16 protein-coding genes are annotated in these 21,983 nt (G+C 70.3%); 4 read left to right on the top strand and 12 right to left on the bottom strand.

What is annotated here, in order from left to right:
* Nucleotides 1-100: 100 nt before the first annotated feature.
* The gene (locus AB0G04_RS23845; protein ID WP_360986561.1) at nt 101-2,011 is read left to right on the top strand and encodes an amylo-alpha-1,6-glucosidase; all 1,911 of its coding nucleotides are present in this window, start codon (nt 101-103) and stop codon (nt 2,009-2,011) included.
* A gap of 66 nt (nt 2,012-2,077) precedes the next feature.
* A complete protein-coding gene (locus AB0G04_RS23840) occupies nt 2,078-3,553 on the top strand; it encodes a GGDEF domain-containing protein (protein WP_360986558.1) in 1,476 nt (491 codons plus the stop codon).
* A 43-nt stretch (nt 3,554-3,596) separates the two neighbouring features.
* Here the strand turns inward: AB0G04_RS23840 and AB0G04_RS23835 are convergent, their stop codons facing one another.
* On the bottom strand, nt 3,597-4,271 hold the full coding sequence (locus AB0G04_RS23835; RefSeq protein WP_360986555.1) for a response regulator transcription factor: 675 nt from the start codon (nt 4,269-4,271) through the stop codon (nt 3,597-3,599).
* Nucleotides 4,249-5,760, bottom strand: a complete 1,512-nt coding sequence (locus tag AB0G04_RS23830; protein WP_360986552.1) for a sensor histidine kinase — start codon at nt 5,758-5,760, stop codon at nt 4,249-4,251. Before AB0G04_RS23830 ends, AB0G04_RS23835 begins: the two co-directional genes overlap by 23 nt.
* A gap of 231 nt (nt 5,761-5,991) precedes the next feature.
* Between AB0G04_RS23830 and AB0G04_RS23825 the strand changes: the two genes are divergently transcribed.
* Nucleotides 5,992-6,432 carry a DUF1707 domain-containing protein gene (locus AB0G04_RS23825; protein WP_360986549.1) on the top strand — a complete coding sequence of 147 codons (441 nt, stop codon included), beginning with the start codon at nt 5,992-5,994 and terminating at the stop codon, nt 6,430-6,432.
* A gap of 111 nt (nt 6,433-6,543) precedes the next feature.
* Nucleotides 6,544-7,365 carry a metal-dependent hydrolase gene (locus AB0G04_RS23820; RefSeq protein ID WP_360986547.1) on the top strand — a complete coding sequence of 274 codons (822 nt, stop codon included), beginning with the start codon at nt 6,544-6,546 and terminating at the stop codon, nt 7,363-7,365.
* Nucleotides 7,366-7,411: 46 nt separating this feature from the next.
* Here AB0G04_RS23820 and AB0G04_RS23815 read toward each other — a convergent pair whose 3' ends face one another.
* The 10 genes from AB0G04_RS23815 to AB0G04_RS23770 all read right to left on the bottom strand — a co-directional run bounded on the left by AB0G04_RS23815 (nt 7,412) and on the right by AB0G04_RS23770 (nt 21,965).
* Nucleotides 7,412-8,596, bottom strand: a complete 1,185-nt coding sequence (locus AB0G04_RS23815) for a zinc-dependent alcohol dehydrogenase (RefSeq protein ID WP_360986544.1) — start codon at nt 8,594-8,596, stop codon at nt 7,412-7,414.
* 54 nt (nt 8,597-8,650) lie between these two features.
* On the bottom strand, nt 8,651-9,823 hold the full coding sequence (locus AB0G04_RS23810; protein WP_360986541.1) for a HEAT repeat domain-containing protein: 1,173 nt from the start codon (nt 9,821-9,823) through the stop codon (nt 8,651-8,653).
* A gap of 43 nt (nt 9,824-9,866) precedes the next feature.
* On the bottom strand, nt 9,867-13,493 hold the full coding sequence (metH, locus tag AB0G04_RS23805) for a methionine synthase (RefSeq protein WP_360986538.1): 3,627 nt from the start codon (nt 13,491-13,493) through the stop codon (nt 9,867-9,869).
* Nucleotides 13,494-13,612: 119 nt separating this feature from the next.
* Complete coding sequence (locus tag AB0G04_RS23800; RefSeq protein WP_360986677.1) at nt 13,613-15,244, bottom strand: bifunctional 3'-5' exonuclease/DNA polymerase; 1,632 nt, start codon at nt 15,242-15,244, stop codon at nt 13,613-13,615.
* Nucleotides 15,245-15,423: 179 nt separating this feature from the next.
* Entirely contained in the window at nt 15,424-16,332 is a 909-nt protein-coding gene (locus tag AB0G04_RS23795) for a carbohydrate ABC transporter permease (RefSeq protein WP_360986535.1), read from the bottom strand.
* A 13-nt stretch (nt 16,333-16,345) separates the two neighbouring features.
* Complete coding sequence (locus AB0G04_RS23790; RefSeq protein WP_360986532.1) at nt 16,346-17,245, bottom strand: sugar ABC transporter permease; 900 nt, start codon at nt 17,243-17,245, stop codon at nt 16,346-16,348.
* A 23-nt stretch (nt 17,246-17,268) separates the two neighbouring features.
* Nucleotides 17,269-18,702 (bottom strand): N-acetylglucosamine/diacetylchitobiose ABC transporter substrate-binding protein, encoded by a 1,434-nt coding sequence (gene ngcE, locus AB0G04_RS23785; RefSeq protein WP_360986529.1) that lies wholly within the window; start codon nt 18,700-18,702, stop codon nt 17,269-17,271.
* A 27-nt stretch (nt 18,703-18,729) separates the two neighbouring features.
* A complete protein-coding gene (locus AB0G04_RS23780) occupies nt 18,730-19,593 on the bottom strand; it encodes a carbohydrate ABC transporter permease (RefSeq protein ID WP_360986526.1) in 864 nt (287 codons plus the stop codon).
* Nucleotides 19,593-20,588 carry a sugar ABC transporter permease gene (locus AB0G04_RS23775; RefSeq protein ID WP_360986523.1) on the bottom strand — a complete coding sequence of 332 codons (996 nt, stop codon included), beginning with the start codon at nt 20,586-20,588 and terminating at the stop codon, nt 19,593-19,595. Before AB0G04_RS23775 ends, AB0G04_RS23780 begins: the two co-directional genes overlap by 1 nt.
* 66 nt (nt 20,589-20,654) lie before the next feature.
* Nucleotides 20,655-21,965 (bottom strand): extracellular solute-binding protein, encoded by a 1,311-nt coding sequence (locus AB0G04_RS23770; protein ID WP_360986520.1) that lies wholly within the window; start codon nt 21,963-21,965, stop codon nt 20,655-20,657.
* Between the last annotated feature and the right edge of the window lie 18 nt (nt 21,966-21,983).

The raw sequence follows: 21,983 nt of genomic DNA, 5'->3' as shown, positions 1-21,983 counted from the left end.
ACCAACCTTGATTTCGCCCACGGGAAACCAATGTACGTAGGCCTCCACCGTCGCGAACAATCCTCATCGTGTAAGGCTCCACGCGATTGAGGGGTTTTCCGTGTCCACGGCCCGCCCGATCACTTTCGGTCCTCAGGTTTGCGCCCGCCTCAACGAGGGCGCCACACGGGAGTGGTTGGTACCCGACGGGGTCGGCGGCTATGCCATGGGAACGGTCAGCGGTCTGCGGACGCGCCGCTATCACGGCCTGCTCGTGGTGGCCGGAGACACACCGGCGTCCCGCCATCTGGGCCTCGCGTCCCTCGATCCGGTCGTCACCCTGCCGTCCGGCGCGGTGGTCCGCCTCGGCGTGCACGAGTGGGCCGACGGTGCGATCGCCCCGGCCGGGCACCGGCTGCTGGCCGGTTTCGCGCTGATCGACGGGGTACCCCGGTGGCGGTGGCGGCTCGGCGGGGTGGTGATCGAACGGGAGATCGCCGCGGTGCACGGCCGGCCGGCGGTCGCGATCGTGCACCGGCTGGTGTCCGGCGGCCCGGTCCGGCTCACCCTGGAAGCCCTCTGCACCTGGCGGGACGCGCACGGCGAGCGCACCGCGAGCGGCCCGCCTCCGGCGGTCACCGCCACCGCGGATGGATGCGTCGTCGAGAACGCCTACCGGATCAGCGGGCCCGGCTTCATTCCCGGAGGCGCATGGTTCCGCGACGTCCGGTACCGGACGGAGGACGAGCGAGGCCTCACCTCGACTGAGGATCTCTGGTACGCGGGAAGCTTCCACGTCGGCCTGACCCGCCCCGGGGAGATCGCCGAGGTGTCGGCCTGGGCCGGTGATCCGGACGATCCGCCGCCACCGGCCGGGCCTGCCGTGGCCGCCGCCCGGGTCCGCAACCGGGCGGTCGTCCTGGCCGCCGCACCGGCCGACGAGACACAGGCGACCCTGGCGCTGGCCGCCGACGCGTTCGTGGTCCGCACCGGCAACGGCCCGGACGTGGTCGCCGGGTACCCCTGGTTCGGGGCCTGGTCCCGGGACACGATGATCAGTTACGAGGGGCTGTTCCTGGCCACGAACCGGGCCGGGCAGGGCCGGCAACTGCTCCGGGCGTACGCCGGCACGTTGTCGGAAGGCATGCTGGCGAACACCGCCGACACCGGCGCCGTCGAGTACAACACCGTCGACGGCACCCTCTGGTTCCTGCACGCCGTCGGCCGGCACGTGACGGTCACCGGCGACGACGACCTGGGCGCCGAACTGCTGCCGTTCCTGCGTGACGTAGTCGACTACCACCTGTCCGGCACCCGGTACGGCATCCGCACCGACCCGGCCGACGGCCTGCTCCGCGCCGGTGCCCGGGGACAGGCGCTGACCTGGATGGACGCGCGCGTCGACGGGATCCCGGTGACCGCTCGTGCCGGCAAACCGGTCGAGGTCAACGCGCTCTGGATCAACGGGCTGGCCACCGTGCTGGAGCTGTCCGCGCGTACCGGGATCCCGCCCGGAACCGCCGAACGTGCCTGCCCGCAGGCCCGGGAAGGATTCGCCCGGCTCTTCCCGGCGCCCGGCGGCCTGCTCCACGACGTCGTCGGCGGCACCGGGGACGACCCGGTGCTGCGCCCCAACCAGCTGCTCGCCTGGTCGTTGCCGCACGCCCCGGCACGCCCGGACCGGGCCGCACTTGACCGGCTCGGCGCCGCCCTGCTGACGCCGCTCGGGCCGCGCAGTCTCGCGCCCGGTGAACTCGGCTACTCCGGGCGGCACCGCGGCACACCGGCCGAACGCGACCGGGCGTACCACACCGGAACCGTCTGGCCGTGGCTGACCGGCCCGTGGGTGACCGCCCTGCACCGGGCCGGGGCGAGCGGCGAGGACCTCCTGGCCGACGCCGAGGCCCACCTGTCCGAGCACGGGCTCGGCTCGATCTCCGAGACCGCCGACGGCGACCCCCCGCACCGGGCCACCGGCTGCCCGTTCCAGGCCTGGTCGGTCGCCGAGCATCTGCGCGCCCGCCGTCTCTGACCCTCCGCACCCGGACAGATCGCGATCCGCACCCGGAAAGCAACCCGATGCCGGGATGCTCGGAGGGTGCGACGTGATCAGTGGGCCGCCCTCACCTGGCCGGGTGTGCTGGCGGTCTGTGTCGCCCTGCGGGTGTACCTGGGGGCTACCGACGCTCCCTACCTGGTCATGAGCATCCCGTACATGGCCGTCAGCGCGATCACGCCGGTCGTCGTCCTGATCGGCATCCTGTGGCACCGTCCTCCGCACCGGGCCGGCTGGTTCCTGCTCTTCGCCGCCCAGGTCGTCTACGCGATCGCGGACGGGATGACCGTCGTCAGCAACTGGCTCGGTGACTTCCTGGAACCCACCCCCGCCGACGTCGCGTACTTCCTGTACTACCTGTTGCTGTCCGCCGCCGTGCTGTTGTTCGTCCGGCGCCGTGCGCCCGGCTGGGACATCCCGAGCGGCGTCGACGCACTCGTCGTGGCGATCAGCGCCGGCCTGCTCAGCTGGGTCTACATCCTTCAGCCGCTCACCGCCGACTCCGAACTGCCGCTCAACGCGAAGCTGACGCAGGCCGCTTACCCGGTCCTCGATCTGATGGTCTTCATCCTGGCGATCCGTCTCGTGATGGGCACCGGTACCCGGGGGCCGGTGCTGTATCTGCTGCTCGGCAGCATGTCGCTGATGTTCGTGGTGGACACCGCGTACGCGGTCGAGGGCATCGCCGACGGCAGCGCGGTCACCGAGTCGTACCTGGACGCCATGTGGATGACCTCGCTCGGCATGCTCGGCTCGGCCGCCCTGCACCCCGGCATCCGCCGTTTCGACCAGCGCAGCGACACCGCGCTGCCGGACGCGTCCCCGGCCCGGCTCGCCGTGCTCGCCGTCGCCGTGCTGATGGCGCCGGGCGTGCAGTTCATCCAATGGCTGCGCGGCGAACCGATCAGCGTGCCACTGATCAGCGCCGCCTGCGCGGTGATGTTCCTGCTCGTGCTGGCCAGGATGTCCGGCCTCGTCGCCGCCCAGCGCCGGGCCGCCGTCACCGACTCGCTCACCGGGCTGCACACCCGGCGGCACTTCACGCACGCGCTGGCCGTCGAGTGCCGCAGGTCCTCGCGTACCGGACATGGGGTCGGTCTTCTCGTCATCGACGTCGACCATTTCAAGCGGGTCAACGACGGGTACGGCCACCCGGCCGGCGACCGTGTGCTGCGCGAGGTGGCCCGCCGGCTGACCGCGGGCAGCCGGGCCGGTGGCGCCGTGGCCCGGTACGGCGGCGAGGAGTTCGTGGTGCTGGCCCCGCACACCGGCCCCGGCGAGCTGATGGCCCTGGCCGAACGCCTGCGCACCGAGGTGTCCGGCATGCCGGTCGACGTCGGCGGTGAGCTGCTGGCGGTGACCGTCTCGATCGGTGCCGCCGCCCGGACCCGTCCCGACCCGGAGTCGCTCATGCGCGCTGCCGACGAGGCGCTGTACGCCGCGAAGGCGGCTGGCCGCAACCGCTCCGTCCTGTCCCCGCCGGCTCCTCTGGCCGCCGGCCGTAGCCCGGCCGGGTGACCGCGACGCCGATCGGTGGCTGAGGTACGGCCGTCGGGGCCGGTCAGCCGAGCCAGCCCGGACGGATCAGGCCGGCCTCGTAGGCCTGGACGACCAGCTGGGCCCGGTCACGCGCACCCAGCTTGATCATCGTCCGGCTGACGTGGGTCTTCGCGGTCGCCGGGCTGATCACCAGGCGGGCGGCGATCTCGTCGTTGGACAGCCCTTCGGCGACGAGCACCATCACCTCGCGCTCGCGGTCGGTGAGCTGGCCGAGTTCACGGGGCGGCTCGGGCTGCCGGCCGGTGGCGGCCGCGGAGACGAACGAACCGATCACCCGCCGGGTCACGCTCGGCGACAGCAGGGCGTCGCCGGCCGCGACCGCCCGCACCCCACGCAGCAGATCCACCGGTTCGGTGTCCTTCACCAGAAACCCGGACGCGCCGGTGCGCAGCGCCTCGAACACGTACTCGTCCAGCTCGAACGTGGTCAGGATGACCACCCGGGTGGCGGCCAGCTCCGGATCGGCGGTGATCCGCCGGGTCGCCTCGAGGCCGTCGACGCCGGGCATCCGGATGTCCATCAGTACGACGTCCGGCCGGGTCTGCCGGACCACCTCGACCGCCCGCAGGCCGTCGGCTGCCTCACCGACCACCTCGATGCCCGGTTCCGCGTCGAGCAGGGCCCGGAAGCCGGCCCGCACCAGCGCCTGATCGTCAGCCAGCACCACGGAGATCATCCGGCCGCCTCCCGGGGAGGGTCGGGAACGAGGTCGTCGCGGCGCGGGGCGCACGGCCGGGGGACCGGCCCGGTGGCGGTTCGGGGGCACGCGCCACCGGCGTCTCGATCGGTTCGGCCGGCGGGACGGGGACGGGCACCCAGGCCGGCGTCTCCACCCGCTCGGCAGCGGCCGGCGGGGCCGCCTCGTTGACGCCGGGAGTTCCCCACGGCGACGGTGCCGGACCGGTCGACTCGGGCAGCGAGCCCTCCGGGGGCGGGCCGGCGCCGGGCACCGGCGGGGCCGGCAGGAGCACCGTGACACCGAAGCCGCCGGCCGCGTGCGGGCCGGCGGCGAGTTGTCCGCCCAGGCTCTCGGCGCGGGCCCGCATTCCGGTGATGCCACTGCCCGGGGTGAAGCTCTCGGGGGAATCGCCGGTGCTGGTGATCGACAGGGCCAGGGCGTCCCGCTGGTAGGTGATCTCGACCAGCACGTGCGGGCCGGGGCCGGCATGACGCCGGACGTTGGTGAGCGCCTCCTGCACGATCCGGTAGGCCGCCCGGTCCACCTCGGCCGGCAGCACCCGCGGATCGCCGCCGATCCGGGTACGCACCGGGAATCCGGCGTCGGCGGTCAGACCGGCGAGCCGGCTCAGCCCGAGGGCCGGCTGTCGGGGCGCCGCCTCACCCTCGGTCCGCAGTACGCCCAGCACCGACCGGACCTCACGCAACGCCTCCGCGCTCGCGGCCTTGATCGCCGACAGCGCCTCCCGGGCCTGTTCCGGCCGGTTGTCCATCAGATGCAACCCCACTCCCGCCTGTACGTTGATCAAGGACAGGTGATGGCCGAGGACGTCGTGCAGCTCCTGTGCCATCCGCAGCCGCTCCTCCGAGGCCTGCCGCCGCTCCTGCTCGTCGTGGGCCCGCTGCTGCTCCGCGCGGGCCCTGGCGATGGCGGCCAGCTGCTCGTGGCGCACCTTCGACACCGTGCCGAGCAGCACGGACGCCGCGATCCCGACCGCGGCCAGCATCGCTTCGCGCAGGTCGGGGCGGGCGTCGGCGGGCAGCCCGAGCGGCCCGGCCAGGCCCACGGTGATCAGCAGGTAGACCGCCCACGCGACGGCCCCGGCGATCGCCGCCTCGGTCCGCCGGCCCAGCTTGGCCAGGCTGAACAGGGCCAGCGCGGGGGCGACCGCGTACATCCAGTAGGGCTGGGCGTGGCTGGCGAACGCGATCGACGCGGCCGCGGCGACGCCGAACGCGACCATCGGAGCCTTGCGCCGCCAGAGCAACGCGACCGGGCCGGCGAGCAGGAGCAAAAAGTAGAGCGGCGCCGGGCCGATGTGGACGAGGCCACGGTCGGCCAGGTCGTCCGTACCGGCCAGGTGGAAGATCGAGGCCGCGATCGCACTGCCGGGCGGCCAGTCGCTGTGCCGCCGGGCACGCGAACGCCGCCCGGGCCGGGCAGCCCCGGGCGGGTCGCACGCGTCCACTCGGCCGACCGGCTTCATGCCCCGAACCTACGGCACCGGCGCCCTCGCCGGCATCGGCCCGCGGGCGTCCCCGGCGGGTACCACCACGGGCGCATCCGGACCGTGCCGGGTACGCCTCCGGGCGTACCCGGGCCATCGGGTCCGGCGCCAGCTGCGCCCCGCGGATGGTTCCCCGGGCCGACGCGCCGAGCCGCCGGGCGGCCGACTCTGGAGGCAGGCAAGAACGCCCGTCCAGCTAAGGAGAGACCCATGCAACCCCATGCGAGCGTCCCCGGTACGGCCCTGCTGCGAACCTCCGATGCCGAGCGCGAGACCGTCGCCGAGATTCTGCGCGCCGCCATGGCCGAGGGCCGGCTCGACCTGACCGAGGGTGAGGAGCGTCTGACCGCCGCGTACGCCTCGAGGTACCGCGACGAGCTGGCCCCGCTGACCGCCGACCTGCCGGACGGGGGACGCCGGGCGCTGGCCCGTACCCCGCAGGCCAGGGCCGCGACACGCCGGTCACTCGGCCGGCACGCGAGCGTCGTCCTGATCGCCGCCGGTGTTCTCACCGCACTGTGGATCGTGTCCGGCGCCGACTTCTTCTGGCCGGTGATCCCGCTGTCGTTCCTGGTGATCGGCCTGATCAAGCACGCCCGGTACGGCCGATGGCACCCGGAGTACTCCTTCGGCCACTGGGTCCGGCACTGAAAGTCCGCTGTCGGGTGGCCGACCCCACGGCCGACACGCTCACCAAGTCGTTGATCTTCTTCGTTCTCTCTGCCACAGTGGCCGAGTTTTGTTCGGGGAGGGACAACGCACATGATGGGTCCGTCGCACGCGTTATCCGGCGCGGCCGCCTGGCTGGCCGGCAGTTGGGCGCTCGACCAGTTCGCCTACGTGAGCCAGACGCCGCTGGAGGTGGCGGTCGGCACGGCGATCTGTGCGGGTGGCGCGCTCCTGCCCGACCTGGACATGTCCGGCAAGGTCACCCGCAACCAGGGTGGTGCGACGGTGGCGCGCACCTTCGGTGTGGCGTCGCTGTTCGTCGCCGAGGTGGTGGAGAAGTTCTCGCTCGGCGTCTACACGGCCACCAAGCTGAAGCGGGACCCGCGCCGTGACAACGGCCACCGCACCTTCACCCACACACTGCCGTTCTGTGCGCTGATCGGCTGGGGCACGACCTCGCTGGCCGACAGCTACGGGTACTGGGCGGTCATCGGCATCGTCTTCTTCATGAGCGGCCTCGCGCTGCGCGGCCTCTTCGACGACTGGGCGGAGCGGGCCGGCTGGGTCATCGTGACCCTGGCGTCGGGCGTGATCGCCTGGTTCACCGCGGCCAACCTGCCCAGCGACCGCGGCTACCCGTTGCTGGGGCTGGCGGTCGCGGTCGGCTGTTTCGTCCACATCCTCGGCGACATGATCACCAAGAACGGCGTGCCGATCCTCTGGCCGGTCCCGATCAGGCGCCGCATGTGGCTGATGATCGGCATCCCGAACAGCATGGCCGTGAAGGTCGGCGGCAAGGTCGAGGTGGTCGTCCTGCGGACCGCCTTCACGGTGATCTCGCTGCTCTCGATCGGTGGCCTGTTCGTCCCCGGTGTCCTGGAGCGGTTCAACCTGGACATCTGGGCGAGCAGGTAACCACGCGGGAGGTCCGGGCGCGAGCGCACCCGAACCTCACCCGCCGTCAGGGCTTGAGGACGACCTTGATGCAGCCGTCCTCCTTCTTCTTGAAGGTGTCGTACGCCTGCGGCGCCTGCTCCAGCGGCAGCCGGTGGGTGACCAGGTCGTCGACACCGAGCGGGTCGTCGTCGCCGGTGAGCAGCGGCATGATGTCGTCGACCCAGCGCTTGACGTGGGCTTGACCCATCCGCAGGGTGACGCCCTTGTCGAACAGTTGCATCATCGGGAACGGGTCGGCGTTCCCGCCGTACACGCCGATGATCGAGACCGTGCCGGCCCGGCGGACCGCGTCGAACGCCGTGTGCAGCGCCGCCATCCGGTCCACGCCCATCGTCTCGGTCGCCTTCCGGGCCAGCGGGCCGGGCAGCATGCCGGCCGCCTTCATCGCGGCCGACTGGATCGGCGAGCCGTGTGCCTCCATGCCGACCGCCTCGATCACCCCGTCCGCGCCCCGGCCGTGGGTGAGCTGCCGGACCGCCTCGGGAACGTCGTCGGTTGCACCGGAGTCGATCGTCTCGATGCCGTGCCGCTGCGCCATGGCCAGTCGCTCGGGCACGCTGTCGACCGCGATCACCCGCTCGGCGCCGAGGTGCCGGGCGATCCGGGCGGACATCTGCCCGATCGGGCCCAGGCCGACGACCAGCACCGTGTCGCCGGGCACGACGTCCGCGTACTTCGCCGCCTGCCACGAGGTGGTCAGCACGTCGGAGAGGAACAGGTACCGCTCGTCGGGGTGGCCGTCCGGCACCTTGATCGGGCCGAACTGCGCCTGCGGCACACGCAGGAACTCGGCCTGACCGCCGGGGACCTGACCGTACAGTTTGGTGTATCCGAACAGCGCGGCACCGGTCCCCTGCTCCCGCACCTGGGTGGTCTCGCACTGGGCGTAAAAGCCGCGGCGGCACGTCCAGCAGTGTCCGCAGGAGATGTTGAACGGGATCACCACACGGTCGCCGGGGCGGATGTGGGTGACCTCGGGGCCGATCTCCTCGACGATGCCCATCGGCTCATGACCGAGGACGTCGCCCTTCTCCAGATACATGCCGAGGACGTCGTAGAGATGCAGATCGGAACCACAGATCGCGGTCGACGTGATCCGGACGACGGCGTCCGTCGGTTGTTCGATCTTCGGGTCGGGAACGGTCTCCACCGACACCTTGCCGGTGCCCTGCCAGGTCAGTGCTCGCATACCTCCGCCATGCCCACAGCGGAGCCGTCCAATCGTCACCGGGCGAACCGGCCCTCACCGGCGCAGATGCCGCCGCGCCTCCAGGGCCTCGACGGCCGCCTCCCGCACGAAGCCGCTCGGGTCCGCGGCGAGGATCTTCAAGACCTGGTCCGGGTACGGGTGAAGGTGCGCCACCGTGCCCACGACACGATGCCGGACCGTCACGTCACCATCAGCGGTCAGGTCCGCGACCAGCGACGTCCAGCGCCCGGTGATGTCCCCGGCGGTCGCGAGTCCACTGAGCACCGCCGCACGCACCGCGGCGTCGCCGTCGGCCGCCAGCGCCCGCAGCCGTTCCTCCGCCCGCGGATCGTCGACGACCTGGGCCAGCGCCTTGGCGGCCCGGACCCGCTGCCGTGGGTCGGCGGCCCCCGACTCGGTCAGCAGAGCGTCGATCGCCGGGTCGCCGCCGATCCGCCCGAGCGCCTCACCGGCACGCCCGCGGACCCGTTCGTCGGTGTCCCGCAGGAGGTCCCGCAGGACCGGTTGCGCCGCCGGGTCGCCGAGCCGGCCGAGGGCGTACGCGACCCTGGCCCGTACGCGCGGCTCCGGGTCGCCGGCAAGCGCGGCGAGCGGCCCGCCGGCGTCGCGGCGCCGGATCTCGGCGAGACGGCGGACCGCGGCGATCCGAACCTCGGGATCGGCGTCACGCAGGATCGCGATCAGCACCTCGAACGCCCGGTCGTCGCCGGCCGGGCCGGGCAGCTGCCTGGCCACCAGCGCCCGGATCGCCGGATCCGGATGGGTGGCCGTCGTGGCGAGCAGCGGCACGTCCTCGGCGCGGGCGACGGGTTCGAACCACTGGAGGGCGGCGCGGCACTCCCGCGGTGAACCTCCGGCGATCATGCCGAGCAATTCGCCGCGGGCGCCGTCGCCGTGGCGGACGAGACCGTCGATCAGCTCCCGCAGGTCCCAGGAGACGTCACCGAGGTCACGGTCGCAGGCCATCAGCAGGGCGGGCAGCGCGGCCGTCCCGGCAACGTCGGCGAGCAGCAGCGCGGTCAGGTCGCGGCCGTCGTGGTCCTGCTCGTCCACGAAGGCGGCGAGCAGGACCCGCAGCTCGCCGGCCGGCCCGGTGACCCCGGACGCGGCCACCGCACCGGCGATCCGCTCGACGGTCCGCGCATCGGCGTCGAACTGTCCCGCATGCCCGTGCAGCCGCCGCAGCGCCTCACCCTTGTCAATCACCGCAGCCCCTCCAACACCCAACCCCCGGCTGGAGACAGGACGGTCAGTCGATGGAGTAGGCGAGGTTGGGGCGCAGCCACCGCTCGACCTCGGCGACCGGCATGCCGCGGCGGGCCGCGTAGTCCTCGATCTGGTCCTTGGCGAGACGGCCGACGGTGAAGTACTTGGCGTCCGGGTGGGCGAAGATCAGGCCGCTGACGGCGGCGGCCGGGGTCATCGCGAACGACTCGGTGAGCCCCACCCCGATCGCCGAGGTGCCGAGCAGCTCGAACAGGTCGCGCTTCTCGCTGTGGTCGGGACAGGCCGGGTAGCCGAGCGCCGGGCGGATGCCCCGGAACCGTTCGGCGTGCAGGTCCTCGAGCTTCGGCTTGGCGTCCGGCTCGAACCACTCGCGGCGGGCCTTGAGGTGCAGGTACTCGGCGAACGCCTCGGCCAGCCGGTCGGCCAGCGCCTTGACCATGATGGCCCGGTAGTCGTCGTTCTCGGCCTCGTACTTCGCGGCGAGCTTGCCGGCGCCGTGGATGGCGACCGCGAAACCACCCAGATGATCGCCCGAGCCGGCCGGGGCGACGTAGTCGGCAAGGCAGCGGTTGGCACGGCCGGCCGGCTTCTCGGTCTGCTGGCGCAGCATCGGGAAGGAGGCGCCGCCGGCCAGCTTGATGTCGTCGCCGTCGGCGTGCGCGGGCCAGAAGCCGTAGAGCCCGCGGGCCTGGAACGAGCCTTCCGCGATGATCTGGTCGAGCAGCGTGTTGGCGTCGTCGAACAGTTCCTTGGCGACCGGCTGCTGCAGGATGGCCGGGTACTTGCCCTTCAGCTCCCAGGCCAGGAACAGGAACTGCCAGTCGATCATGCGGCGCAGTTCGGCGATGGTCGGCGCGACCTCCCGTACGCCGGTGAACGTCGGGGTGGGGATGTCCTCGAAGTTGATCTTCTCCCGGTTGGCGCGGGCCTGGGCGAGGGTGAGCAGCGGCTGCGAGTGCCGCTTCTCGTGCTGCTCGCGGAGACGCTGCTGCTCGTCGCGGTTGGCGTCGTCGAGCTTCACGGCCCGCTCCGGGTCGAACAGGTCGGAGACCACGCCGACGACCCGCGACGCGTCGAGGACGTGCACCGTCGAGCCGTCGTACGCCGGGGCGATGCGCACCGCCGTGTGCTGCTTGGAGGTGGTGGCCCCACCGATCAGCAGCGGCAGCTTGAGGCCGCGGCGCTGCATCTCGGCGCCGACCGCGACCATCTCGTCGAGCGACGGGGTGATCAGGCCGGAGAGCCCGATCGCGTCGGCGCCCTCGGCGATCGCGGTGTCCAGGATCTTCGCGGTCGGCACCATCACGCCGAGGTCGATCACCTCGTAGTTGTTGCAGCCGAGTACCACACCGACGATGTTCTTGCCGATGTCGTGGACATCGCCCTTGACCGTGGCGAGCACGATCTTGCCCTGCCCGCGGTCGGCTTCGACGCGCCCCTCCAGGCGGGCCTGCTCCTTCTCGGCCTCCATGAAGGGCAGCAGGTAGGCGACGGACCGCTTCATCACCCGGGCGCTCTTGACCACCTGGGGCAGGAACATCTTGCCGGAGCCGAACAGGTCGCCGACCACCTTCATGCCGTCCATCAGCGGGCCTTCGATGACCTCGAGCGGGCGGGGCAGCTTCTGCCGGGCCTCCTCGGTGTCCGCCTCGATGAAGTCGACGATGCCGTGCACCAGGGCGTGGCTGAGCCGCTCCTCGACCGGCGCCTCCCGCCAGGACAGGTCGACCTCCCGCTTGGCGCCCGAGCCGGTGACCGTGGACGCGAACGTGACGAGCCGGTCGGTGGCGTCCGCGCGCCGGTCGAAGATCACGTCCTCGACGAGTTCCAGCAGGTCGGCAGGGATGTCCTGGTAGACGGCGAGCTGTCCGGCGTTGACGATGCCCATGTCGAGCCCCGCCTTGACGGCGTGGAACAGGAACGCCGAGTGCATGGCCTCGCGCACGACGTCGTTGCCGCGGAAGGCGAAGGACAAATTCGAGATGCCACCGGACGTACGGGCTCCGGGGCACCTTTCCTTGATGAGCGGGAGCGCGTCGATGAAGTTCTTCGCGTATCCGTTGTGCTCGGCGATGCCGGTGGCGACCGCGAGCACGTTCGGGTCGAAGATGATGTCTGTCGGGTCGAAGCCGTCCCCGACCAGCAGGTCGTAGGCGCGGCCGCAGATGGCGACCTTGCGCTCGGTGGTGTCGGCCTGGCCCTGCTCGTCGAACGCCATCACGACGACGCCGGCGCCGAAGTCCCGGATCCGCCGCGCCTGGGCGAGGAACTGCTCCTCGCCCTCCTTGAGGCTGATCGAGTTGACCACGCCCTTGCCCTGCACGCACTTGAGACCGGCCTCGAGCACCGAGAACTTCGAGCTGTCGATCATGATCGGGATCCGCGCCACCTCGGGCTCGGTCGCGATCAGGTTCAGGAAGGTGACCATGGCCCGCTCGCTGTCGAGCAGGTCGGCGTCCATGTTGACGTCGAGCAGGTTGGCACCGCCGCGTACCTGCTCGAGGGCCACGTCCACGGCGGCCTGGTAGTCGTCGGCCTCGATGAGCCGGCGGAACTTGGCCGAGCCGGTCACGTTGGTCCGCTCGCCGATCATCACGAAACCGGTGTCCGGGCCGATCTCGAACGGCTCCAGGCCGCTGAACCGGGTGGCGGGCGCCGGCTGGACGACCGCACGCGGCCGGGCGCCTCGCACGGCCTCCGCGACGGCGGCGATGTGCGGCGGGGTGGTGCCGCAGCAACCACCGACGATGTTGACCAGGCCGTCGGCCGCGAACCCGGCGAGCAGCTGCCCGGTCTCGGCCGGCTGCTGGTCGTAGCCGCCGAACGCGTTGGGCAGGCCCGCATTCGGGTGGGAGGCCACGTAGGTGTCGGCCAGCCGGGCCAGTTCGGCCACGTGCGGCCGCATCTCGGCCGCGCCGAGCGAGCAGTTGACGCCCACCACCAGCGGCTTCGCCCGCTCGATGGAGCGCCAGAAGGCCTCGACGGTCTGCCCGGAGAGGGTACGGCCGGAGATGTCGAGGAACAGCGAGATCCACAGCGGCAGGTCGGGGGCCACCTCGCGGGCCGCCGCGATGGCGGCCTTCGCGTTCAGCGAGTCGAAGATCGTCTCGATCAGCAGCAGGTCGGCCCCGCCCTCGGCCAGCGCCGAGATCTGCTCCTCGTACGCCGCCTTGACCTGGTCGAATGTCACCGCACGGTACGCCGGGTCGTCGACCTTGGGCGAGATGGAGAGCGTGACGTTGAGCGGACCCACCGAGCCGGCGACGAACCGCGGGCGGCCGTCCTCGGCGGTGGCCTCGTCGGCGGCCTGCCGGGCCAGCCGGACACCCTCCAGGTTCATCTCGCGGACCAGGTGCTCCAGGCCGTAGTCGGCTTGGGCGATGCTGGTCGCGGTGAACGTGTTGGTGGTGGTGATGTCGGCGCCGGCCGCGAGGTACTGCCGGTGGACGTCGAGGATCACGTCGGGCCGGGTGAGGATCAGCAGGTCCGGGTCGCCGGTGACGTCCTTCGGGTGGTCTGCCGGGATCAGATCGCCACGGTAGTCGGCCGGGGACAGTTTCGCGCCCTGCAGCATCGTGCCCCACGCGCCGTCCAGCACGAGAACGCGCTCGGCCAGCAGGTCACGCAGTTTCGTGACGGTCTGAGTCAACGCCAACACCTCCGATAGTGAGTCGGAGGCGCCCTTGTTTCGGGTGGATCACCGGTCGAGCGTGACGGGTGGGCCCGCTGCAGCGCCTCTCGGCCGGACCGTCAACGATACCGACTCTTTCACTTGGCGTCGGCGTAGGCACCAACCACTGAGACGTCCAAGGGAAAACGCACCGTGGTGGCGCCGAACAGCAGCCGTCCGGCCGTGACCGCGCTCTCATGGACCGCCGTCACCACCGACTCGGCCTGGTCGGCGGGACAGTGCACCACCACCTCGTCGTGCACGAACAGGACGAGTTCCGCAGGCGTACCGGCCAGCCGGGTACGCAAAGTCGCCAGAAGCACCAGCGCCCACTCCGCAGCCGTGGCCTGGATCACGAAGTTGCGGGTGAAGCGGCCACGGGCCCGGCCCGGTGGTGGCGCCACCTCGTCCGGCGGATCGAGGCCGGCATCACGCCAGGCACCGGCCGCCGGTGGGCAGGTCCGGCCCAGCCAGGAACGGACCAGGCCACCCGCCTCACCGGTACGGGCGGCGGCCTCCACGTACTCGAAGGCGGTCGGATAGTGCCGGCGCAGCACGGCCAGGGCCGGGATCGCGTCGCCGCCGGTCTGCCCGTACATCGCCCCGAGCAGGGCGATCTTGGCCTTGGCCCGGTCGCCGTCGAACGAGTCGGCCGCCAGCGCCGCATACAGGTCACCGGCGGCCGCGGCCCGGGCCAGGCGCTCGTCACCGGAGACCGCGGCCAGCACGCGCGGCTCGAGCTGACCCGCGTCGGCGACCACGAACCGCCAGTCCGGATCGGCCATCACCGCGCGGCGCACCACTTTCGGCACCTGGAGGGCCCCGCCGCCGCGGGTCGCCCAGCGGCCGGAGACGACACCACCCGGCACGTACTCCGGGCGGAACCGGCCGTCGCGCACCCAGGCGTCGCACCAGGCCCAGCCGTGGGCCGTCCAGATCCGGTAGAGCTCCTTGAACTCCAGCAGCGGGGCGACCGCCGGATGGTCGACCTGGCGCAGCACCCAGCGCCGGGTGTTCGGGATCTCGATGCCGGCCCGGTGGAAGGCGCGCACCACCTCGGCCGGCAGGTCCGGGTGCAGACCGCGAGTGCCGAACGCGGCGTTGATCTCGGCGGCCAGCTCGGCCAGGCGGCGGGGCGGGCCCATCGGCTGGGGCGGACCGAGCAGCTCGCGCAGCAACTCGTCGTGGATGTCGGCGCGCCACGGCAGGCCGGTGTGGCCCATCTCGGCGGCGATCAGCGCCCCCGCCGACTCGGCCGCCACCAGCAACCGGAAACGGCCCGGGCTGCCGAGCTCGGTGATGCGGCGCGTCTGGTCCGCATACACCTCGAGGAGGTCCGACAGTTCCACGTGGTCGGCCGCGACCGCGTCGAAGAGGGCGGCCTGCGCGAAACCGGGTGGTTCGGCGTCCGGCCGGGGCCGGTCCGGCGGGACGGGGAGCCCGCGGAGGCGGGCGACGGCCGCCGCGAGCCCGCGTGGCTCGCCCCAGCGGCCGGCATGGCCGAGCAGCAGCGCCTCGGTGAGTTCCAGGTCGTGGCAGCGGGCGACCCGGACCCCGGCGCGCAGCAGGGGCGGGTAGACGTCGCCCGTCGAGGTCCAGAGCCATCGTGGCTGCTCGGCGGCCTCCCGCTCGGCGACGGCAGCGGCGAGATCGGGCACCCGCTCGGGTGGGGAGCCGGTGAGCCCGGCCAGGCGGCCACCAGGACCGTCCGGGTCGGGCACCACCGCGATCAGCACCGGATCATTGTCACCCGCGGGTATGACACTTCTCCGGACGCCCGGCCAACGAAAGGCCGGTCGCCCGGCCAACGGAAAGCCGGCTGGCCGGCCAACGGAAAGCCGGTTGGCCGGCTAAGGAAAAGCCGCGTGTCCGGGGCCCGGCACCCGGCCGAGCGGAGGCCGGCCGTCGCCTACTTGACGGCTCCGGCGGTCAGACCGGCCTGGATCTGACGCTGGAAGACCGCGTACACGATGATCATCGGGATGATGCTCAGGGTCAGCGCGGCGAAGAGCGTCGACCACTCGGCGTGATAGCCGGCCTGGGTCGAGATGTTCGCGATGCCCTGGGTGAGCACCCACTTCTGCTCGGCATCCTGACCCTGCATGATCACCAGCGGCAGCAGGTACTGGTTCCACTGCCCGACGATGTTGAAGATCGTGATGCTGACCAGGCCGGACTTCGCCATCGGCATCATGATCTGGAAGAACTTGCGGGTGTGCGACGCCCCGTCCATGGTCGCCGCCTCGTCGATCTCGTGCGGCAGCGTCTTGAAGAACGCGGCCAGGAAGAACACCGTGAACGGCAGCGAATAGGCGATGTAGACCAGGATCAGCCCGACGTACGAGTTGAGCAGTCCCATGTTGCGCAGGATGTAGTACAGCGGCCCGAGCGCCATGAACGTCGGGAAGGCCAGCCCGGACACGAACAGGTAGTACAGGATCCGGTTGCCGAAGAAGGTGTACCGGGCCAGCACGTAGGCGGCCATCGACCCGAACAGCATGGTCCCCGCGGTGCTGATCACGACGACGAAGACGCTGTTGAGGAAGTACCGGCCGATGTGCGCCTGGTCCCACGCGGAGAAGTAGGTGTCCAGCGAGAACGAGGACGGCAGCGCGAACGGCTCGCCCAGGAAGATCTCGGTGTTGCTCTTGAACGACGCGAGCATCACCCAGATCAGTGGGCCGGCGGTGACCAGCGCCCAGACGAACAGGGCGAGGTGCGCCAGGCCGCTGAACGCCCGTACCTCCCGATGGGTCTTCTCGGTCCTGGTCTTTCCGGCGGCCTTCACGGGCGCGGCGGCAGTGGCGAGGTCGGTCATGTCCACACGCCTCTCAGACGGCGTCGCGGCGCGTGACCCGCAGGGTCAGCGCGGCGAAGGTCAGGGTCAGGAAGAACAGCACCACGCCGAGTGCGGAGGCATAGCCGACCTGCGAGTACTCGAAGGTGTTGCGGTAGATCATCATGGCCAGCACCGACGTCGCCCCGTCGGGGCCACCACGGTCCACGGTCATGATGTTGACCAGGGCGAACGCGTCGAACGCGGCGATGCCCAGGTAGATCCAGCCGGTCTGGATGGTGTTCCAGAGCAACGGCAGGGTGATCTTGAAGAACAGCGTGATCTTCCCGGCGCCGTCCAGGTCGGCGGCCTCGTAGATCTCCTCGCCGATCGAGCCCATGCCGGCCGAGAAGAGCACCACGTAGAAGCCGACCGACTGCCAGACCAGCACCACCAGGATGCAGGTGAGCGCCCAGCGCTCGTCGGCCATCAGCAGCCAGGGATCCCAGCTCGCCGGGAGCAGGCCGTTGAGCATGCCGCTCTTGTCCGAGGAGAACACCCGGCCGAAGATCACCGCGACGATGGCGAGGGCCATCAGCTGCGGGAAGAAGAAGATCACCCGGTAGACCTTGGAACCCCAGATGCCCCGGGTGACGCCGCCCCTGGTCCCGCCGCCCACGTTCAGCAGGAAGGAGAAGAACAGGGCCAGCGCGATCGTCACGATCGGCAGCAGGAGCAGCAGATATCCGTTGTGGCGCAGCGACTTCCAGAAGAGCTCGTCGTTCCACAACTTCTCGAAGTTGGCCATACCGACGTACTTGATCGGTCCGAACCCGGACCAGCTGGTCACCGACAGCTGGAAGGTCTGGATGTACGCCGCCACCACGAAGATGGCGTAGAGCGCCACCGGCACGGCAAGAAAACCGATGATGAAGGGGTACTTACCGTGCCGCATGACGCTCTACCTAACCTCGGCTACTAGCTACGGGTCTGCTTCTGGACCGTGGAGTCCTTGGCGACCGCCTGGGAGGCCGCCTCCATCCGGTCGCAGAACTTCTGCGCGTCGCCGCCCTTGAACATCAGGTCGTTGACCGCGCTCAGCGACTCGTCGTTGAGCTTCTTGTACCAGGTGTCGAACAGGTAGCCCATGAAGGCTTCCTTGCCGGCCTTGTTCAGCGCCTCGTTGGCACTGGTCAGGCCGGGCGAGAGCTCGACGCCCTCGGCGGCACCGGTCACCACGGTCAGCGACTTGGTGAGGTTGGTGAACTCCTTCGCCGCTTCCTTGGACAGCATGACCCGCAGGTACTCCATGCCGCCGCGCGGGTTCTTGCCCTTGGACGAGGCGAAGTAGATCTCACCGGCGGCGGCGTTGATCGCCGCGGCGCCGAGCTTGTCCGAGGTGGTGACGCTCGGGTACGCCGCGACGGCGTACTTGAAGGTGGGCGGGGTGTCCTTGGCCTGCTCGTTCTCCAGCCAGGAACCGCACGGGTAGAAGGCCAGCTTGTCCTGGTTCTGACGCAGCTGGACCTCGGTGTGCTTGAGGCCGAGGAACGACTTGTCCAGGTACTTGTTGCCGACCTCGCCCCAGGCCTTCGCGGCCTCGAGCACGGCCGGGGCGGTCCACGCGCCCGGCTTGAGGTTGTCGATGTCCTTCAGGACCTGCTCGGTGCCGATCTTGCCGGCGCTGGTGAGCAGGGCACGGACCATGTAGTACGCCGCGTTGTTGCCGGCGTAGCCGAACGGGACGATGCCCGCGGCCTTGATCTTGTCGCAGAGCGCGATGAAGTCGGCCCACGTGGTCGGCACGGTCCAGCTGTTCTTCTCGAACAGGGTGGCGTTGTACCAGAGGCCGAAGACGGTGTACGAGTAGTTCACCGCGTACGGCTTGCCGTTGTAGGAGCCCCACTCGACAGCGCCCGGCACCAGCGTCTCGGCGACGGTCTTGCCCGGGACGTCGAAGGACGGGGCGGCGAACAGGTCGGTCAGGTCCTGCGCCTGGCCGGCGGCGACGATGGCACCGAAGTCCATCATCTTGGCGCCGGAGTTGTTGATCATGTCGGGCGCGTCACCGGCGTTGAGCCGCGGCTGCACGACCGTCGCGATCTCCTGGGTGGCCGAGAACTTGACCTCGGACTCCGGCCACTTCTTCTTGTAGATCGGGGTGTCCACGTCGGTGGCGTACTTGGTGCCCAGACCGCCGTCGAAGATCACGATCTCGACCGGGGCCTTCGGGTCGAGGCCGAGCGGGTTGTCCGCCGACTTCGTACCGGTGGCCTGCTTGGCCGGCTCCTCGGAACCGCCGCCGACGCACGCACTCAGCATGCCCACCGCCGGGGTCGCCGCCAGGCCGACCGCGGCGGCACGACGCAGCAGACTACGACGGTCCAGCTCAGAGTTCGTTATGTGAGACATCGATGCCCTTTCCTTGGAGAGAAACTGTCAGCCCTTGACCGCACCGGCGGTGAGGCCGGACGCGATGTTGCGCTGAACGGCGAGGAAGAAGATCACCACTGGGATGGAGGTCAGGATCGCACCAGCCATCAACGGGCCCCAGTACGTTCCCCGGCTGGTCTGGTTCTGCATCAGCCAGGCCATCAGGTTCTGGTTCTCCGGGTTGTTCAACGTGTTGATGATGATGAACTCGTTCCACGCCTGGATGAATCCGTAGACCGACGTGGCGACCAGGCCCGGACCGGTGAGCGGCAGGATGATCCGCCAGAACACCTGCGCCCGGGTACAGCCGTCGATCATGGCTGCCTCGTCGAGCTCCCGGGGGATGCCGGCGATGAAGCCGCGCAGCGTCCAGACCGTATACGGCAGCAGCAACACCACGTAGACGATGGTCACGCCGATGATGCTGTCACCGGTCAGCTCGGCCCTCTGCAGCATCAGGAAGATCGGGATGAGCAGAGCCACGAACGGCACCAGCTGTACCGCCAGCACCACCAGGATGATCGCCCGCCGCCCGTAGAACCGGAACCGTGCCACCGCGAGGGCGGCCAGGAAGCCGATGACCAGGGAGGCCAGGACCGCAACCGCCGTGATGAGGATGCCGTTGACCAGCGACTGCTGGAAGTTGGGCGCGTTGAACGCCGACTTGAAGTTGTCCAGGGTGGGCTGGTCCGGGATGAACGTCGGGGTGAAGCTGGACCACTCGGTCTGCGGCTTGAACGAGGTGATGAGCACCCAGTAGACGGGGAAGAACATCACGATCGCGAAGACCGAGCCGCTGAGGTTGGCGAAGAAGCTTCCCACCGGGCTGCGCCCGACCGTCAACGTCTGATCGCTGGCGTCGCGGGCCATCAGTCCACCTCTCCGATCTTGAACATCTGGCGGATGTAGACCGCCATCGCGCCGAGCAGCAGGATCACGGTGATCACCGCGATCGCCGAGCCGAGGCTGTACTTGTTCTGGGCGAACGCCTGGAGGTACGAGTACGTGGCGAGCGTCTGGAACTCGGGTTCCGGCTTACCGTCGCGCAGCACCCAGTTCTGGGTGAAGAGCCCGAAGTTCCAGATGACCGACAGCGTCGTCACGATCACCAGCAGCGGCTTCAGGATCGGGATGGTGATGTTGCGGAACGACTGCCAGGCGTTCGCGCCGTCCACCGTCGCGGCCTCCAGCAGCTCCTTGGGCACCTGGGTGAGGCCCGCGTTGAGGGTGATGGCCAGGAACGGGATACCGGCCCACAGCACACACGCGGTGATCACGATCCACCCCTGGGCGGGGGTGAAGAACCAGGAGTGGTTCTGGAACTCGACACCGGGCAGCTTGTCGATCAGATAGTTCAGGACACCGATGTTGGAGTCGGTCATCATCTTGAAGGCCTGCGCCTGGACCAGGGCGGGCAGCGCCCAGACGAACATCATCGCGACGATCATGGCCATCCGGACGGCCTTGTGCACCCGGCGCATCAGCAGCGCGATCATCAGGCCGATGAGGACCGTGAGGGTCACCGACACCACGGTGAAGAGGACCGTGCGGCCGACGACCGCCCAGAACACGGAATCGCCGAGCACCTTAGTGTACTGGTCGAGTCCGACCCATGGCGGGGCGGCGCCGCTCCACAGCTCCCGCAGCTGCATGTTCTGGAACGACAGGACGACCATCCGGCCCATCGGGTAGGCCAGCAGAGCGGCCAGGAGCAGCAGGGCCGGCGCCGCGAGCAGCCACGGCAGGCGGGAACTCTCCGGGTTGCGACGCTTCCGGCGCCGGGCGCCCGGTCGGGTGGAGCCCGGTCCGCCCGGTCCGCCCGGCGCGCCCGTTGCGCGGGTGGGCGGGGTGTCGACGGCGTGCATCAGCTTTCCTCTCTCACCGAAGGAACCGCTGCCCGCCCGCCTCGCGGCGGGCGGGCAGCGTCTGGATCAGCCGTTGAGCGTGGCGGCGATCTGCTCGTCAGCGGCCTTGGCGGCGTCCGCGACGGACTTCTTGCCGGTCAGGATGTCCGACAGCATGTTCTGCAGGACGCTGGCCTTCTCGACGTCGGCCCACTTGCCGGAGGCCGGCACGGCCCAGCTGTTCTTGGCCGCCTCGGCGCCGACGGCGAGCGCCGGGTTGTCGGTGGCGGCGGCGTCGAGCAGCGCGGTGGCGTTCGGCAGCGCGCTGGCCTTGATCAGGCCCTTCATCGAGGTGCTGTCGGTGAAGTGCTTGATCCACTGAGCGGCGAGCTCGGTGTTCTGGCTCTTGACCGGGACACCGACGTTCGAGCCGCCGAGCAGCGACGGGATGCCCGGCATCGGGGCGGCGGCCAGCTTGCCCTTGACCTTGGTGTCGACAAGCGCGGAGTTCGGGTCGTTCGGGTCCTTGCGGACCTGCTCAGCCGAGCCCAGCTCCCAGCCGTTGCCGTAGAACATGCCGGCGTTGGCCTGGCTGAAGACCAGGTACTGGTCGGCCTCGTCCTTGGTGACGTCCGCCTTCGAGTACTTCTTGACCAGCTCGACCCACTTGTTCAGGCCCTCCTGGGAAGCCGGCGAGGAGAGCTGGCCGACCCACTTGTCGCCCTCCTTCTTGGCGATGTCGCCACCGCTGGCCTTGACCCAGGACATCGCGGCGTACCAGTAGCGGCCCGGCATGTAGACGGCGCCGAACTTCGGGTCCTTGTTCGCTGCCTGCACCTTGTCGGCAGCGGCGAGGAAGTCCTCGTAGGTCTTCGGGGCGGCCGTGATGCCGGCCTTCTCGAAGAGGTCCTTGCGGTAGATGAGGACCCGGGCACCGGCGTAGTACGGCACACAGAAGGTCTTGCCGTCGACCTCGCAGGCGCCGGAGAGACCGGGCAGCCAGGTGGCGGAGTTCTCGAAGGTGTCCTTCTTGACCTCGGCGAACGCACCCGCGTCGACGTACTTGGAGAACTGGGTGTTGCCGAGCTCCACCACGTCCGGTACGTCGGTGCCGGCCAGCGAGGCGTCCAGCTTGGTGAGCACGTTCGCCCACTGCTGGTACTCGACGGTCACGTTGGCGCCGGTGGCGTCGGTGAACCGCTTGCTGGCGTCGTCGACGACGCTCTTCCACCCGCTCTGGGCGTCGACCATGAGCCAGACCTTGATGGTCTTGCCCTTGCCGTCGACGGTCTTGTCGGCCGAGACCGTGCCCCCGTCGCCGCCGGAGCTGCTGCTGCAGGCGGCGGCGGCCAGCATCGACGCGGCCAGAGCCGCGGCGACCGCAATCTTGCGCTTCACTTTTCCTCCCGAGGGGAA

The sequence above is a fragment of the Actinoplanes sp. NPDC023801 genome, from assembly GCF_040639655.1.
GTDB lineage: Bacteria > Actinomycetota > Actinomycetes > Mycobacteriales > Micromonosporaceae > Actinoplanes.
This window is presented reverse-complemented; position numbering and strand designations above follow the sequence as displayed.